Annotated in this window: 14 protein-coding genes; 6 read left to right on the forward strand and 8 right to left on the reverse strand. The window is 73.3% G+C overall.

Annotated elements, in window-relative coordinates; all coding sequences use genetic code 11:
• Nucleotides 1-130 precede the first annotated feature (130 nt).
• Entirely contained in the window at nucleotides 131-874 is a 744-nt protein-coding gene (locus tag AC4D2E_RS03240) for a pyrimidine reductase family protein (protein WP_490951630.1), read from the reverse strand.
• Complete coding sequence (gene folP / locus AC4D2E_RS03245; protein ID WP_490951631.1) at nucleotides 871-1,815, reverse strand: dihydropteroate synthase; 945 nt, start codon at nucleotides 1,813-1,815, stop codon at nucleotides 871-873. Before folP ends, AC4D2E_RS03240 begins: the two co-directional genes overlap by 4 nt.
• Before the next feature lie 103 nt (nucleotides 1,816-1,918).
• Between folP and AC4D2E_RS03250 the strand changes: the two genes are divergently transcribed.
• Genes AC4D2E_RS03250 through AC4D2E_RS03265 form a run of 4 tightly spaced genes read left to right on the forward strand, consistent with a single transcriptional unit; the run spans nucleotide 1,919 to nucleotide 5,789 of the window.
• Nucleotides 1,919-3,142 carry a cysteine desulfurase family protein gene (locus AC4D2E_RS03250; RefSeq protein ID WP_490951632.1) on the forward strand — a complete coding sequence of 408 codons (1,224 nt, stop codon included), beginning with the start codon at nucleotides 1,919-1,921 and terminating at the stop codon, nucleotides 3,140-3,142.
• Nucleotides 3,139-4,278, forward strand: coding sequence for a tRNA 2-thiouridine(34) synthase MnmA (mnmA, locus tag AC4D2E_RS03255; RefSeq protein ID WP_490951633.1), 1,140 nt, complete (start codon nucleotides 3,139-3,141; stop codon nucleotides 4,276-4,278). The genes AC4D2E_RS03250 and mnmA overlap by 4 nt, the downstream gene beginning before the upstream one ends.
• Before the next feature lie 43 nt (nucleotides 4,279-4,321).
• The gene (locus AC4D2E_RS03260) at nucleotides 4,322-4,765 is read left to right on the forward strand and encodes a chorismate mutase (RefSeq protein WP_490951634.1); all 444 of its coding nucleotides are present in this window, start codon (nucleotides 4,322-4,324) and stop codon (nucleotides 4,763-4,765) included.
• Complete coding sequence (locus tag AC4D2E_RS03265) at nucleotides 4,758-5,789, forward strand: uroporphyrinogen decarboxylase/cobalamine-independent methonine synthase family protein (protein WP_490951635.1); 1,032 nt, start codon at nucleotides 4,758-4,760, stop codon at nucleotides 5,787-5,789. Before AC4D2E_RS03260 ends, AC4D2E_RS03265 begins: the two co-directional genes overlap by 8 nt.
• A 22-nt stretch (nucleotides 5,790-5,811) precedes the next feature.
• Here AC4D2E_RS03265 and AC4D2E_RS03270 read toward each other — a convergent pair whose 3' ends face one another.
• From AC4D2E_RS03270 to AC4D2E_RS03295, 6 genes are all read right to left on the reverse strand, one after another.
• Nucleotides 5,812-6,546 (reverse strand): DUF4166 domain-containing protein, encoded by a 735-nt coding sequence (locus AC4D2E_RS03270; RefSeq protein ID WP_490951636.1) that lies wholly within the window; start codon nucleotides 6,544-6,546, stop codon nucleotides 5,812-5,814.
• Between the two features lie 66 nt (nucleotides 6,547-6,612).
• A complete protein-coding gene (locus AC4D2E_RS03275) occupies nucleotides 6,613-7,905 on the reverse strand; it encodes a DUF58 domain-containing protein (protein WP_490951637.1) in 1,293 nt (430 codons plus the stop codon).
• Nucleotides 7,906-7,969: 64 nt separating this feature from the next.
• Nucleotides 7,970-8,995 (reverse strand): AAA family ATPase, encoded by a 1,026-nt coding sequence (locus tag AC4D2E_RS03280; RefSeq protein WP_104165912.1) that lies wholly within the window; start codon nucleotides 8,993-8,995, stop codon nucleotides 7,970-7,972.
• Nucleotides 8,992-10,272: a DUF4350 domain-containing protein gene (locus AC4D2E_RS03285; RefSeq protein ID WP_490951638.1), complete on the reverse strand. Its 1,281-nt coding sequence runs from the start codon at nucleotides 10,270-10,272 to the stop codon at nucleotides 8,992-8,994. Before AC4D2E_RS03285 ends, AC4D2E_RS03280 begins: the two co-directional genes overlap by 4 nt.
• The gene (locus AC4D2E_RS03290) at nucleotides 10,269-10,928 is read right to left on the reverse strand and encodes a DUF4129 domain-containing protein (RefSeq protein ID WP_490951639.1); all 660 of its coding nucleotides are present in this window, start codon (nucleotides 10,926-10,928) and stop codon (nucleotides 10,269-10,271) included. The genes AC4D2E_RS03285 and AC4D2E_RS03290 overlap by 4 nt, the downstream gene beginning before the upstream one ends.
• Before the next feature lie 43 nt (nucleotides 10,929-10,971).
• Nucleotides 10,972-12,411, reverse strand: a complete 1,440-nt coding sequence (locus AC4D2E_RS03295; protein WP_490951640.1) for a DUF7847 domain-containing protein — start codon at nucleotides 12,409-12,411, stop codon at nucleotides 10,972-10,974.
• Nucleotides 12,412-12,581: 170 nt separating this feature from the next.
• Between AC4D2E_RS03295 and mtrA the strand changes: the two genes are divergently transcribed.
• Both mtrA and mtrB read left to right on the forward strand, forming a co-directional pair.
• Nucleotides 12,582-13,259 carry an MtrAB system response regulator MtrA gene (gene mtrA / locus AC4D2E_RS03300; protein ID WP_104165905.1) on the forward strand — a complete coding sequence of 226 codons (678 nt, stop codon included), beginning with the start codon at nucleotides 12,582-12,584 and terminating at the stop codon, nucleotides 13,257-13,259.
• Nucleotides 13,260-13,362: 103 nt separating this feature from the next.
• The gene (gene mtrB, locus AC4D2E_RS03305; protein ID WP_490951641.1) at nucleotides 13,363-15,153 is read left to right on the forward strand and encodes an MtrAB system histidine kinase MtrB; all 1,791 of its coding nucleotides are present in this window, start codon (nucleotides 13,363-13,365) and stop codon (nucleotides 15,151-15,153) included.
• The last annotated feature ends 5 nt before the right edge of the window (nucleotides 15,154-15,158 follow it).

The raw sequence follows: 15,158 nt of genomic DNA on the forward strand, positions 1-15,158 counted from the left end.
CCCGGCGGCCGCCCCCTCCCGCGGTGGACGCCGTCCCGACAGGAGTGCCTGCGGGTGCCGGCCCTGGTACAACGCCGCGGCGGGCGGAGAAGTTCGCCCACCCGCCCGGTGGTCCCGCCGCGGTCCCGACTCAGTCCGCGCGCCGGTACAGCGTGTAGAGGGCGGAGTCCTCCGTCAGCAGGGAGGAGAGCGTCAGGCCGACGGCGTCCTCCGGACTGCGTCCCACCGTGATCCTCGGTCCGTCGCCGCCCGCCAGCAGCGGACTGATCGATAGGCACAGCTCGTCCACGGCCCCGGACCGGGTGAAGTCCCCCAGGACGGCCGGCCCGCCCTCGCACAGGACCTTCGGCAGTCCGCGCCGTCCGAGCTCGGCGAGCACGGCCGGCGCGTCCACGGTGTCGGCGCCGCAGTCGACGACGTCCGCGACCCGCTCCAGGGCGGCGCGCCGGTCCGCCGGTGCCGCGGCGCTCGTGAGGATGAGCGGGCGGACGGGCGCCTCCCGGAGGAAGTTCCCGGACGGGTCGAGGTCGAGGCTGCCCGAGATCACCGCGACGGCGGGGTGCGCGGCGAGCCCGTTGGCGCTGCGCCACGAGCGGGCGTCGTCGTCGACCAGCTCACCCCCGTAGCCTTCCGCGCGGATCGTGCCGGCCCCCACGAGCACCACGTCGGCGAGGCGTCGCAGGACCGCGAAGATGCGCTTGTCGCCGTCGTTCCCCAGTCCTGCGGAGAAGCCGCCGCTCGTGGCGGCTCCGTCGGCCGCGGCCACGAAGTTGAAGCGGACGTAGGGCCTGTCGGTGGCGGGGTAGGCGTAGATACGGTGCAGGGCGTCGTGGTCGACCGCCGCGCCGGTAGGCGGGATGAGCGAGGTGATCATCGGGTCACCGGCTCGTTGACCTCGCCCATGTTGTGCTTGAGGTAGGCAGGCTGCCGCCACCCGAGGACCGCCTCGGTGATGTCGATCGCAGCCCGCGACGCCGCCACGTTGTGCATGCGGACCACGCGGGCACCGCCGAGGATGCAGATCACGGCGGCGGCGAGCGATCCTTCGACGCGTTCGCCCTTGGGGCGGTCGAGCGTCTCGCCGATGAAGTCCTTGTTGGACACCGCGGCGAGGGTGGGGAAGCCGAGTCCGGCGATCTCGGGGAGCCGGCGCGTGATCTCGAGCGAGTGCAGCGTGTTCTTGTTGAGGTCGTGCCCGGGGTCCAGGAGGATCCGGTCCTCCGGGATGCCCAGCCGCACGGCGTCGTCGACCTTCCGCAGGAGGAAATCCGTGATCTCGCGGACCACGTCGTCGTACGTGGGCCGCGGGTAGACCGTGCGCGGAGCGGCGAGGCTGTGGGTGATGACCAGGTGCGCGCCGGCCTCGGCGACCACCGCGGCCATGTCGGGGTCCCGCAGTCCCGTGGTGTCGTTGACCACCGTGGCCCCGGCGGCGAGCGCCTGGCGGGCGACCTCCGGCCGGAAGGTGTCCGCGGAGATGATGACGTCCGACGTCGCGCGCACGGCGCTGATCACGGGGACGATCCGGTCGATCTCCTCCGACACGGGGACGGCGTCTCCCGGCGAGAAGGGCGCGCCGCCGATGTCCACCCAGTCGGCGCCGTCGTCGACCGCCCGCAGGGATGCGTCGACGGCGGCCTGGAGCGCGAACGTCGCCCCCCGGTCGTAGAACGAGTCCGGTGTCCGGTTGATCACGGCCATGAGCGCGACCTGGCGGTCGAAGTCCAGGGTGCGCGTGCCGAAGGTGTGCACCGCGTGCCGGAGACCGGGGAGGTAGGGGCCGGACGGGGAAGGAGCCGCTGCATGACTGTCCACCCTGTCTTTCTACCACTGCGGGCCGGCGGGCCGCCCGGAGAAGCGGCGCGTGACGCGTACCACCGGAATCGGCGGCCCCGCGCGACGCCCGTAGAATCGGAGCATGCCCGTGTATGTCGATCACGCGGCGACCACGCCGATCTCGGCGCCCGCGCTCGCCGCCCTCACCCGCGAACTCAGCCGGAGCGGGAATCCCTCCTCCCTCCACGGCTCCGGCCGACGCGCCCGGCGATCCGTCGAGGAGGCCCGCGAGACGATCGCGGCGGCCGCCGGGGCCCACGCCTCGGAGGTCGTCTTCACCTCCGGCGGGACCGAGGCGGACAACCTGGCCGTCAAGGGACTCTTCTGGGCCCGCCGCGCCGCGGACCCCTCCCGCACCCGGATCCTGTGCAGTTCCGTGGAACACCACGCCGTGCAGGACACCGTGGAGTGGCTCGAGCGCCATGAAGGCGCCGAGGTGGTGTGGCTGCCGGTCGACACCACCGGCCTCGTCTCCCTCGAGACCCTGCGGGCTGCGCTCGCCGAGGCCCCGGACCGCACGGCCCTCGTGACGGTCATGTGGGCCAACAACGAGGTCGGGACCGTGCAGCCCGTCCGGGAGATCACCGCGGAGGCCGCCCGGTACGGCGTCCCCGTCCACAGCGACGCCGTGCAGGCCTTCGGCTCCCTCCCGCTCTCCTTCGCCGGGTCGGGACTCGCGACCATGGCCGTGAGCGCCCACAAGATCGGCGGCCCGGTGGGGGTCGGCGCACTGTTCGTGGGACGCGCCGTGACGCTCACCCCCGTGCAGCACGGCGGCGGGCAGGAGCGCGACATCCGCTCGGGCACGCTCGACGGCGCGGGCATCGCCGCGTTCGCCGCAGCGGCCGGTGACGCCGTCGCGCACCTCGGTGACGAGGCGCCCCGACTGGCCGCGCTGCGGGACCGGCTCGTCGCGGGCATCCGCCGGGAGGTCCCGGAGGCGGTGCTGCGCGGCATCCCGCACCCGGCGCCCGAGGGCGCCCGGCTCCCCGGCAACGTCCACTTCACCTTCCCGGGCTGCGAGGGCGATTCGCTCCTGTTCCTCCTGGACCTCGCGGGCATCGAGTCCTCCACGGGGTCCGCGTGCACCGCCGGGGTGCCGAGGCCGTCGCACGTGCTGCTCGCCATGGGCCTCACGGAGGACGAGGCCCGGGGCGCCCAGCGCTTCAGCCTGGGGCATACATCCACGGTCGACGACGTTGACGCGGTGGTGGGTGCCATCGGCGCGGCGTACGCACGCGCCCGCAAGGCCGGCATGGCCGGGCACGCATCGACCATCCAGACGGCAGGAACAGGGTTCTCATGAGGGTATTGGCAGCGATGAGCGGCGGCGTCGACTCTGCAGTGGCGGCGGCGCGCGCGGTGGAGGCAGGGCACGACGTCGTCGGGGTCCACCTTGCCCTCTCCCGCATGCCCGGCACGCTCCGGACGGGCAGCCGCGGCTGCTGCACCATCGAGGACTCCCGGGACGCCTGGCGTGCGTGCGACATCCTCGGCATCCCGTACTACGTCTGGGACTTCTCCGAGCGGTTCAAGGAGGACGTCGTGGACGACTTCGTCGCCGAGTACGCCGCCGGCCGCACCCCGAACCCCTGCATGCGCTGCAACGAGCGCATCAAGTTCGCCGCGCTGCTCGAGAAGGCGCTCGCGCTCGGGTTCGACGCCGTCTGCACCGGCCACTACGCGAAGGTGATCGAGGACGCCGACGGCAATCCCGAGCTCCACCGGGCGGCGGACTGGGCCAAGGACCAGTCCTACGTGCTCGGCGTGCTCACCCATGAGCAGCTCAAGCACTCCATGTTCCCGCTGGCGGAGACCCCGTCGAAGGCCGAGGTGCGCGCCGAGGCGGAACGCCGGGGCCTGTCCGTGGCGAACAAGCCCGACAGCCACGACATCTGCTTCATCCCCGACGGCGACACCCGCGGCTGGCTCGAGGAGCGCATCGACATGACCGAGGGGGACATCCTCGACGTCGACGGCGGGAAGATCGGCAGCCACCCGGGCGCCAACGCGTTCACGGTCGGCCAGCGGCGCGGCCTCAGGCTCGGCACCCCGGCCGCCGACGGCAAGCCCCGCTTCGTGCTCGAGATCCGGCCCAAGCAGAACGAGGTCGTCGTCGGGCCCGAGCACCTGCTCGCCATCGACGAGATGCGGGGTATCAAGGTGTCCTGGGCCGGTGTGCCCATCGACGACGTGCGGACCGGCGTCGAATTCGACTGCACGGCCCAGGTCCGGGCGCACGGCGACCCCGTGGCGGCCCGCGCGCGGGTCGAGGAGGACTGCGGCGTCCAGCAGCTCGTGGTGCGGCTCATCGAGCCGATGCGCGGGGTGGCGCCCGGGCAGACGGTGGTGCTGTACCAGGGCACGCGGGTGCTCGGCCAGGCGACCATCGACTCCGCACGCTCCGCCCTCCGCCCCGAACCGGCCGTGGCGCGGGGCTAGTCGCAGTTCACGGAGCCCTGCGGGGGTCTGCTTGACTGGAGTCATGACGCATCCACGCAGCGGCTTCGACCCGGCCGCCAGTTCGCTCGCAGGCGACGTAGCTCCCGAGGTGATGGCCGAGCTGCTCTCGGTGAGGAGCTCGATCGACAACATCGATGCCACCCTCGTGTACCTCCTCGCCGAACGCTTCAAGGCGACGCAGCGTGTGGGCCACCTGAAGGCCGAACACGACCTCCCCGCCGGCGACCCGCAACGCGAGGCGGCCCAGATCGCCCGCCTCCGCATGCTCGCGGAAGAGGCACAGCTCGACCCGGCGTTCGCCGAAAAGTTCCTCAACTTCATCATCTCCGAGGTGATCCGCCACCATCAGGCCATCTCGGAGAACCGCCGGCCCGCGGCCGACACAGCCGGTCGGGCGCCCGAGAACCCTGCCGGACCTTCAGCGGAGGCTCCCGCCGGGCCCGGGACGCACGGCCCGCATGCCTGACGGGACGCTGGAACCCGCCGTCGGGGCGACCGCACCCGGCGACTGGCCGGGAACGGACCCGCACGAGGCGAATCGTGCCGTGCGGGGCGAGTTCGGGGGAGCGAACCTCCCCTTCCTGCCGTCCCTGCCGGCGCGGGGACCCGGGAGCGATGCCGTCGGGCGGACGCTCGGTGTGCTCGTCGACCTGCCCTTCGATCTCCAGCCGCACGGCTGGCGCCTGGTCCAGCGGCCGGGCAAGGACCAGCGCCGCGCCGAATCGGCCCTGTCCTCCGACATCAACGCCCTCGGGGACATCGCCGGCGCCGAGGAGAGCCCTGCGCCGCGCGTCAAGCTGCACCTCCACGGACCGCTGTCGCTGGCGGCCGGCGCCCACCTGCACGGCGGCGAGCGCGTCCTGATCGACTCCGGCGCGCGGCGGGAGCTCTACGAATCGCTGGCCGCCGGCACCGCGGACCTCGTCCGTCGGGTGTCGGCGGTGGCCCGGGGGGCCGAGGTGGTGGTGCAGTTCGACGAACCCGACGCCGACGACGTCCTCACGGGCAGGGTGCCCACCGCGAGCGGCTACCGCACCCTCCGGGCGCTGGATCGCCGCGAAGCCACCGAGGCATGGGACCTCGTGACGGCATCTGTCGTCGCCGCCGGAGGCTCGGGAACGGTGCTGGCGCCGGGGCACGGCGACGTGGCCGTCGACGCCGCACGGTCCAGTGCGGCCCACACCCTGTCCCTGGACCTCGTGCGCATCTCCGACCGCGGGTGGGAGGACCTCGCCGGGGACATCGAGTCCGGGCGCCGGCTCTGGCTCGCGATCCTCGACGGACGGACCGGGCTCCCGCAGGTCAGGGTCCTGGTGGAATCGGTGCTCGCCGCCTGGCGCCGCGTCGGACTTCCCGTGGCGGCGCTCGCCTCGCTCACGGTCACCGCCCTGCCGGGCCTCGACACGCTCACCCCGACCGGCGCGACACAGGCCCTCACCCGGCTCGCCCAGGCCGCTGACGCCCTGGACCAGGTCCGCGCCGAGGGGTGACCCGCGCAGGGCGCCGCACCGGTCAGACGCGCTCTTCCCAGCGCCGCGGCCGGACCTCGGCGGGCAGGACGCCGTCGAACTCCTCCAGGACGTAGTCGAAGCTCCCCGCATAGACGAGCAGGGTCCCCAACTGGCGGTGGACGACCCGCGTACTGATCCTGAACCGGCCGGCGTCGTCGTCCCACCACTGCTCCACGTAGGCGAGCGCGCCGAGCGCATCGGGGAGCGGCAGGCGGAGGCCCGCGAACAGGCGCGTCCGTGAGGAGACCATCCGGATGCGGCCGTCGTCGGTGGCGGAGCAGGTGAGGAGCGTCGCCATGCGCCGGTGGCGGCCCACGTAGTCGGTGAGGACGCCGTCGCGCAGGGACGTCGTGTCCTCGAACACCCGCAGGGCGGTCCCGAAGTCCAGCTCACGGCGTGCCGTGAGCGCCGGCCGCCCGAACGGGTCGGTATGCGGGTAGTTGCGGATGGTGAACGGGACGTCGCTGTCGTACTCGGGGAAGAACGCGTTCTCGAGGGCCGTGAGGCGGAAGGCGGGGCGTGCGAACCACGCCGGGCACCCGGCGACGTCGAAGACCCCGCGCCCGTGACCGGACAGTCCGCTCTCCGCATGCAGGCCGAAGTAGTCGCGCAGTTCCGGCTGCAGGCGGCCGAAGTCGCTGCCCATCGCCTGCTGGTAGATCGAGGTCATGTCCGTCCGCTTCCGTCGCCCGGACACCCAGTCAACCACGCCGGCGGACGCGAGGTTCACCCGCATCCCCGGTTCCTGAGCGGGAACCGGTGTGCGCCGTGAGCCTCACCCGACGGACCCGCCGACGCCCCGTCAGAGGCGCCCGGTGGCCTTGAGCCTGATGTAGGTGTCGGCGAGGAGCGGCGGGAGGTCCGCGGGTGTCGCGTCCACGACCTCCGCTCCGAGCAGCCGGATCTGCTGCGCCACCGCGCCGCGGTCCAGCAGGGAGCGCTCGGCGGCCGCGGCCCGGAACGTCGCGGCCGCCGTCGAGCGGTCCGCACTCATCTCCCCGAGCCGCGGATCGCGCACCGACGCGACGACGACGACGTGGCGTTCGGTCAGGCCCGGCAGCGCGGGCAGCAGGCCCTCCTCCACGGCCCCGGCGTCGAGCGAGGTGAGCAGGACGACGAGGGAGCGGTGAGGGGAGACGGCACGCACCTGGGCGGGGAGGCGGGACCAGTCCGCCTCGATCAGTTCCGCGTCGAGCGGGGCCATGGCGGTCACGAGGGAGGCCAGCAGGTTTCCCTTGGCCGTCGAGTCGACGCGGGCGCGGAGCCTGCGGTCGTAGGCCAGGAAGTGCACCTTGTCGCCGCCGCGCTCGGCCAGCACGGACAGCAGCAGCGCGGCTTCGATACCGGTGTCCAGCCGGGGCTCGTCGAGGACCCTCGCCGCGGAGGTGCGGGAGGTGTCCAGCACGACGACGACGCTGCGGTCCCGTTCGGGGCGCCAGGTCCTGACCACGGTGTCGCGGCGACGCGCGGTGGCGCGCCAGTCGATCGATCGGACGTCGTCGCCCCTCACGTAGTCCCGCAGGGAGTCGAACTCGGTGCCCGCGCCCCGGATCTGGACGGCGGCCCGACCGTCGAGTTCGCGCAGGCGGCGCAGTTTGGACGGGAGGTGCCGCTTGGAGTCGAAGGGCGGCAGCACCCGCAGGACGCCCGGCGCCGGCACGGTGACCTGCCGCGCGGCCATCCCGAGGGGCCCGGCGCTCCGCACCGTGACCGTCTCCACGCGGAGGATGCCGCGGCGCGTCGGGCGGAGGAGGAGCGTCAGGCGCCGGGCCTCGCCGGAGGGTACGGCGACGGACTGTTCCGGGTCCACGGCACCCGCGGAGGGCTGCCACGCCTCGCGCACCGTGGCGCGGAGGGTGCGGGAGGTGTCGTTCCGCAGGACCACGACGCTGGTGCACTGTTCGCCCAGCCGCACGCTGTCCGGCAGGGTCCGGCGGATGCCCACACGTCGGGGAGACGCGGCCAGGGCGAGGTCGAGGCCGACGGCCACCGCGAGGAGCAGGGCCCACAGCAGGATCGACGTCGCCCCCGGGTACACGATGACGGGGACGACGCCGAGCAGTACCAGCAGGACCAGGCGGCCGGTGATGACCATGGGAAGGACTCCTCTCGGACGCCGGGTGCGGCGGCGCGTGCCCGGTTCGGGCGGGGTGGTGGGGCTACCGCGGGACGGGGACGGAGCCGAGGATGCTGCCCAGCACGTCGTCCACGCCGACGCCGTCCATCTGCGCCTCCGGCCGCAGGGCGACCCGGTGACGGAGGGCGGGCAGGGTGAGGGCCTTGACGTCGTCGGGTGTCACGAAGGAGCGGCCCGAGAGCCACGCCCAGGCCCGCGAGGTGTTGAGCAGGGCGGTGGCGCCGCGCGGCGAGACGCCGAGCTGGAAGGACGGGGAGGATCGTGTGGCGCGGACCAGGTCGACGATGTAGGCGAGGACCTCGGGGGCGATCGCGACGCGGGACACCGCGGCCCGCGCCCGGTCGATGTCCGCCGCACCCGCGACGGCCCGCACCCCGGCCGCACCCAGGTTGCGGGGATCGAACCCCACGCTGTGCCGACGGATCACCTCGATCTCGTCCTCGCGCCCGGGGAGCGGGAGGGTGAGCTTCAGCAGGAAGCGGTCGAGCTGGGCCTCCGGCAGGGGATAGGTGCCCTCGTACTCGACGGGGTTCTGCGTGGCGGCGACGACGAACGGCGTCGGCAGGCGCCGCGACACGCCGTCGACGGAGACCTGCCGCTCCTCCATAGCCTCGAGCAGCGACGCCTGGGTCTTGGGCGGCGTGCGGTTGATCTCGTCGGCGAGCAGGATGTTCGTGAACACCGGCCCCTCGCGGAAGGTGAACTCGGAGGTCTTCGACTCGTAGATGAGCGAGCCCGTGATGTCACCCGGCATCAGGTCCGGGGTGAACTGGACACGCTTCGTGTCGAGGTCCAGGGCGGTGGCGAGGGTCCTGACCAGCAGGGTCTTGGCGACACCCGGGACGCCCTCCAGGAGCACGTGCCCGTCGGCGAGGAGCCCGATGAGGAGGCCCGTGACGGCCGCGTCCTGGCCCACGATCGACTTGCCCACCTCGGCGCGCACCCGGAGCAGGGCGTCCCGCGCCGAGGCGCCGTCGACGGCGGCCCGGTCTGCCTGGTCCGACAGGTCGGCTTCCTGCTCTTCCTGCCAGCGTCGGGTCTGGTTCATGACGGCGTGATCTCCTTCTCGAGGTCGAGGATGTCCTGTGCCCACAGCACAAGCTGGTGGTTGGTGGTCGGGACGTACCGCAGTCGCTGCTCGAGTTCCGTCCGCGGCCGGCCGCTGTGGCGGGAGGCGGCGTCGATGACCTCCGCGGCGGAGGCGGACCGGTCCACGCGGAGGCGGCGGGCCAGCCGTGCCAGGGTCGCCGCGCGCAGGGTCGCTGCTGCGTGACCCACGGACCGGGAGTCCTGGTAGAGGCGGGCCCTGCCCTCCGCCGTCTCCGCCGCACGGACGACGACGGGCAGCGGCTCGGACGCGAGGGGGCCCACGCGCCGTCCGCGCCACAGCACGGCGAGGACAGCGCACACGAGGAGCCAGACGAGCAGGGGATCCACCCAGGGCGGGAGGAGCGTCCTCGGATCGATGCCCTCGCCGGTGGAGACGACGTCCGCCCCCGTGGGTTCGTACCAGACGAGCGTGGGGGAGGACCCCAGCGCGCGCAGGGCGAGGGCCGCGTTGCCGTCCTCCGTGACGGCCTCGTTGGACAGGATCGACGGGGCGCCCAGGACGGCCATCGACCCGTCGTCGCTCGTGGTGTACAGGCCGCCCGTCGCGTCCCCGACGGCGACGGGGAAGCACTCGACCGCGCCGGTGTAGGCGGTCCCCGTCGCGGTGAGTGTACCGGCCGCGGTGGCGTCCGGGTCGGGGCAGTCGGCGGACAGGGCCGGGACGTCACCGGACAGGTCGAGGGGCGCGGCGCCGACCTGCGCGAAGTCGTCGTCGAGGGCGGTCAGCTGGCGCCCTGCCGGGGCGGCGAGGACCGCGCGGTCCGCCAGGGCGGCCAGGTCTCCCACCTGGCCGGCGCTGAGGTACTGCTGCGCGTCGTTGAGGAACAGTGTCGCGGGCCCCTCCTCGAGGGCGGCGACCGCCTCGTCGTAGGAGTCGGCCCGGACGACGTCGACGCCTTCGGACGCGAGGACCTCCGCGACCGCACGGGCGCCCGCCGGCGCCGCATTGCCCGGGGACAGCGGGCGGGTGTCCTCCTCCTGACCGGCGAGGAGGTTGATCAGGAGGATCAGGGCCAGGACGACGGCGCCGAGGATCAGGGGGAGGGAACGGCGGAGCCTCGCGCGGGCCGTCGTCAGCGCGCTCCCGCCGTCGCCCATGATCTCGTGTCCCGTCGCCTGCCCGGCCGGTGTGGGTCCGCGGTCGTCCGGAGGGCCGGCGTCGCGGGAGCTGCCCGCGGGATGGTCCGGGGAGGAGATCCGCTGCCCGCGGATCACCGGGGTGCCGCCGGCACGGTCATGCCCGCGGACGGGGTGGGGCGTTCCGCGGAGAGGCGCGCGTCGAGCGCGGCTGCGCGCCGGTACACGGCCTCGGACGCGGTGCCGCTGCCGTAGTGGGTCTCGTTGAAGACGTCGGCCAGCCAGGCGACGTCGGTGGACAGCGGCGGGAAGACGCCGCCGAGCTGGGCGGCGGCCTCCGTGGCCGTCCGTCCGGGCTGGTCGGCGACCACGAGGCGTTCCTCGGCGGACCGGATGACGGCCCGCAGCACTTCGGCGACGGCCCCGTTCCAGTCCCGGTCGGCGGCGAGGGAGGCGGCCCTGGCGCGGTGGTGGGCGGCGGAGCGCGTCGCGCCGTCGTCGAACACGGCGGACTCCTGTTTCCCGCCGCGCGCGTTCAGCCGTGGCCTGATGAGCACGACGGCCACGACGACGAGGAGCACCGCACCGAGGGCCAGCACGAGGGTGCCCGGTCCCGGCGCGAGTCCGCCCATCCCGTCGAGGAGCCGCCCGAGGCCGCGCAGGACCTCGGCGAGAAGGCGTTCGACGATGCCCGGCTGCGCCTCGACGTAGGAGGGTCTGGCCAGTTCCTCCTCGAGCAGGCGCCGCGCCTCGTCCGTGTCAGGGGTGAGGAGGGAGCGGGTCCCACCGCTCATGCGCGCGCCCCGGGGCGGGGGCCGGTCGTGGCGCCGTCGGGCATCAGGCCGGTCCGTCCGGCTGGTGGCCGAAGGAGGTGGTGCCGCCGGGCAGGATGTCCGTCCTGCCCGGACCGGCCTGCTCGTGGTCCCGCATGAGGACGACGTCGAAGCCTTCCCGGCGCATGCGGAGGTCGACGTACAGCAGCGAGGTGACCCCCGCCTGGAAGGCGTAGCCGACCGCGGTGAACAGGGCCGCGATGGCCTGGGAGGCGGCGAGGACCGGCAGGGATTCCATCGCGTCCGGTGTGGCGGACGCACTGGTGCTGAAGCCGAAGAAGAGCGTCACCGCGAACGAGAGGGGCGCCGAGATGACGGAGGTGATGATCGAGACGATGATGGTCGTCAGGAGCACGATGCCGAAGGTCCGCCACCAGTTGCCCCGGGTCAGCTGCCACGAGCGCCGGACGGCGGTCCAGGGTCCCACGCCTTCCAGCATCAGCGCAGCAGGGGCGACGACGAGCTTGGTGCTCACCCATACCAGGGCCGCCAGCGCGCCGAGCACGAGGGGGACGATGACGAGGGCCGAGTATTCCTCGAGCCCGAGGATCGCGAGCGCCGAGATGCCCACGAGGACGGCGAGCCCTGCGAGCCCCGCGGCGAAGGCCAGCAGGCCGAAGGCGAGCAGCGGGAGGATGCGCCGGCGGGCGAGCCGCCAGGCCTGGCCGAAGGTCGTCGTCTGGTTGATGACGGCGCGGGCGATCGGGATCACGAGGATTCCCTGCAGCACGAGCAGCGCCACCGCGGACACCACCCCGGCGACCGCCGCGAAGACGCCGAGGCCCGCGAAGGCGCCGACGAGGCTGTCCGGCGTCGGATTCGCGGATTCGAAGACCTCTAGGGAGGACAGGACATTGCCGAGCAGGAGCACCGTCACGAGCGCGACGACGGCCTGCAGGAGGATGGCGATGCCGAAGGTCGCCAGGGGGTTCTTCCGGCAGGCCTGGAACGCGCCGTCGAGGATCTCACCGAGCCCGAGGGGCCGCAGCGGGATGACCCCCGGCTTCGGCGGCGCCTGATAGCCGGGGGCCCGAGCGAAGCCGGGGCCGCCCTGCCACGGCCCCTGCGGCGGGTAGGCGTTGCCCCAGCCCTGGCTGCCCGCCGGAGGTCCGGGGTGGGCGGGGAGGAACCCGCTGCCCGGGGGCGGACCCTGGTATCCGCGGCCGCCCGCGGGCGATGGGCCCGGGGGACGCCCCCACGGGTCGGCCGGCGCGGTGGGGCCGGCCTGCTGCGTCCCCCAGGAGGGGGTGACGGGAGTGTGCCGGCCGGGGGCCTGCCAGGGTGGATCGCCGGGAGTCGGTGCCTGCCACGGGGCGGGCCGCTGCTGCGCCTGGTCCTGTGGCTCGTTTTGCGGCTGAGGGGGCGTCCGGTCGGGTGACCGGTCCGGCAGCGGTCCGTCGCCCGACCGGCCGCCGTCCGGCTGACCCTCCGCCTGATCCTTCATCGCGTCCCCTCGGTCGATGCTCGCCGGGGGCATGCGGCCAGCGGCCCCCTCCTGCATCATAGTGAGGCCGACGCCCATTCGAGGCAGCCGCGCAGCATCGTTTCCGACGCGACATCCCGCACCCTGTGGCGGATGGGACTTTGCGGGGTCGATACGCCACTATGGGGGGTATGAAGGCACGCATACTGGTCATCGACGACGACGAGGCCCTGTCCGAAATGATCGGCATCGTCCTGCGCAACGACGGCTTCGACCCCGTGTTCTGCGCCGACGGAGCAGCGGCGCTCGGAGTGTTCCGCTCGACGCATCCCGATCTGGTGCTGCTGGACCTCATGCTCCCGGGGATGGACGGGATCGAGGTGTGCCGCCAGATCCGGGCGGAGTCCGACCTCCCCATCGTCATGCTGACCGCGAAGGCGGACACCTCCGACGTCGTGCGGGGCCTGGAATCGGGGGCCGACGACTACGTCCCCAAGCCGTTCAAGCCGGCCGAACTCGTGGCGCGCGTCCGTGCCCGCCTGCGGCCCGCCGAATCCAAGGCACCCGAGACGCTGCGGATCGGCGACGTGACCATCGACGTCGCCGGGCACGAGGTGGCGCGCGCGGGACAGCGGGTCTCGCTGACCCCGCTCGAGTTCGACCTGCTGGTGGCCCTCGCCCGGAAGCCGTGGCAGGTCTTCACGCGCGAACTCCTCCTCGAACAGGTGTGGGGGTACCGCCACGCAGCCGACACGCGGCTCGTCAACGTCCATGTGCAACGGCTCCGCTCCAAGATCGAGCGCGATCCCGAGGCGCCCGAGATCGTCCTGACGGTGCGTGGTGTCGGATACAAGGCCGGACAGGGCTGATGGGGGGAGCGCGGACAGCCACTCCCCCGGCTCCCGCCTTCCTCCTGCCGACACCCGGGCCCCAGGGCCCGCTCCGGGCGGCTCCGTCCCCGGGGCCGGCCCCGTGACTCCCGCGACGGCGGTGCGTGCAGCTCCCGCCGCAGGCGCCGCGGACGCCGCCGCAGGCGCCGCGGACCCCGGCGGCACCGACGTGGCTACGGCGGGGGACACCCCGTCCGGGGACGGGAAGCCCCGCGAGCCCGGTCCCGTCGCCGCTCGGCTGCACACCGCATCGGTCCGCGGCCACTCGATGCTGCAGTCGGTGGCGCAGCGCTGGCGGCGTTCCCTCCAGTTCAGGACCGTCGTCGCCACGATGCTGCTCACCTCGGTCTCCTTCGTCGCCGTCGGCGGGTTCCTCTCCAACCAGATCGCCGGCGCCCTTTACGACCAGCGCTTCGACCAGTTCAGCGCCGAGGCCACCGAGGAGCTGACCCGGTCGAAGGCGGTCTTCAAGGAGTCCTCGGCGACCGACAGGGACACCACCAGCCGCCTCGTCCTGGACTCCGTCGAGGCACTCGTCAGCCTGGACACCGACGCGCCCCGGCATGCGATCCTGGTACCGATCTCGGGCGACGTCCTCATCCCGACGACCGTCAGCCAGAACGGCGTGACGGCCGGCATGCTCCCGCAGGACCTCCAGGAGGCCGTCGCGGACGGCCCCGACATCCACTGGGCCCCCATGCAGATCCCGGTCACCGAGAGCGGTGCGACCGACGCGCCCGGGATCGCGTTCGGGACCCAGGTGCAGCTCCCCCCGGACCAGGCCTCGTACGCGCTGTACGTCTACTACGACCTGTCGGCCATGCAGTCCACCCTCGACGACATCCACCGGGTGCTGTGGCTGGCCGGCGTCCTGCTCCTGCTCGTCATCGGCGCGATCGCCTGGTACGTGACGCGGAGCGTCGTCCGGCCGGTGAGTCATGCGGCGTCCGTGTCCGAGAAGCTCGCCGCGGGGCAGCTGCAGGAGCGCATGGAGGTCAGCGGGGAGGACGAGGTGGCCAGGCTCGGCGTCTCCTTCAACCATATGGCCGGGAGCCTGCAGGACCAGATCACACAGCTGGCCCAGTTGTCGCAGATGCAGCAGCGTTTCGTGTCCGACGTCTCCCACGAGCTGCGCACACCGCTCACCACGGTCCGGATGGCCGCGGAGGTCCTGCACGACGCGCGCGCGGAGTTCAACCCGGTCAACAAGCGGTCCGCCGAGATCCTGTTCGACCAGGTGGAGCGGTTCCAGGCGCTGCTCGCGGACCTGCTCGAGATCTCCCGGTTCGACGCCGGCGCCGCCGTCCTCGAGGCGGAATCGGTCGACATCGTCCAGCTCGTCCAGCACGCGATCGAGGGGGCGGGACCCCTGGCGGAGCGCCTCGGATCGGACGTCACGATCGTGTCGCAGGAGACGCGGTGCATCGTGGATGCGGACGCGCGCCGGATCGACCGCATCCTGCGCAACCTGATCGTCAACGCCCTCGAGCACGGTGAGGCGAAGCCCATGGAGATCCACATCGCGTCCAGTCCCGAGGCGGTCGCCGTCGCGGTCCGGGACCACGGCATCGGCATGACGACGCTGCAGGCCTCGCGTGCGTTCGACCGCTTCTGGCGGGCCGACCCCGCCCGGGCCCGTACGACAGGGGGCAGCGGACTCGGACTCTCGATCGCCATGGAGGACGCCCACCTGCACAACGCCTGGCTCGAGGCTTGGGGCAGGCCGGGGGAGGGAGCGTGCTTCCGCCTGACGCTGCCCCGGACCCAGGGGACCGAGCTGACGTCCTCTCCGCTGGCCCTGCCGCCGCCGACCCTGCCGCCGGTCGGCGGACGCGAGCCGGAACGCACACTCGGACGGAGCGAGGGAGAGTAGTGGGA

This window comes from Arthrobacter sp. TJ-265, from assembly GCF_058269135.1.

What these genes read in the sequence shown, in the direction of transcription:
- AC4D2E_RS03240 (WP_490951630.1), bottom strand. Translation starts at nt 874, where the DNA reads ATGATCACCTCGCTCATCCCGCCTACCGGCGCGGCGGTCGACCACGAC.
- AC4D2E_RS03250 (WP_490951632.1), top strand. Translation starts at nt 1,919, where the DNA reads ATGCCCGTGTATGTCGATCACGCGGCGACCACGCCGATCTCGGCGCCC.
- mnmA (WP_490951633.1), top strand. Translation starts at nt 3,139, where the DNA reads ATGAGGGTATTGGCAGCGATGAGCGGCGGCGTCGACTCTGCAGTGGCG.
- AC4D2E_RS03260 (WP_490951634.1), top strand. Translation starts at nt 4,322, where the DNA reads ATGACGCATCCACGCAGCGGCTTCGACCCGGCCGCCAGTTCGCTCGCA.
- AC4D2E_RS03265 (WP_490951635.1), top strand. Translation starts at nt 4,758, where the DNA reads ATGCCTGACGGGACGCTGGAACCCGCCGTCGGGGCGACCGCACCCGGC.
- AC4D2E_RS03270 (WP_490951636.1), bottom strand. Translation starts at nt 6,546, where the DNA reads ATGCGGGTGAACCTCGCGTCCGCCGGCGTGGTTGACTGGGTGTCCGGG.
- AC4D2E_RS03275 (WP_490951637.1), bottom strand. Translation starts at nt 7,905, where the DNA reads ATGGTCATCACCGGCCGCCTGGTCCTGCTGGTACTGCTCGGCGTCGTC.
- AC4D2E_RS03280 (WP_104165912.1), bottom strand. Translation starts at nt 8,995, where the DNA reads ATGAACCAGACCCGACGCTGGCAGGAAGAGCAGGAAGCCGACCTGTCG.
- AC4D2E_RS03290 (WP_490951639.1), bottom strand. Translation starts at nt 10,928, where the DNA reads ATGAGCGGTGGGACCCGCTCCCTCCTCACCCCTGACACGGACGAGGCG.
- AC4D2E_RS03295 (WP_490951640.1), bottom strand. Translation starts at nt 12,411, where the DNA reads ATGAAGGATCAGGCGGAGGGTCAGCCGGACGGCGGCCGGTCGGGCGAC.
- mtrA (WP_104165905.1), top strand. Translation starts at nt 12,582, where the DNA reads ATGAAGGCACGCATACTGGTCATCGACGACGACGAGGCCCTGTCCGAA.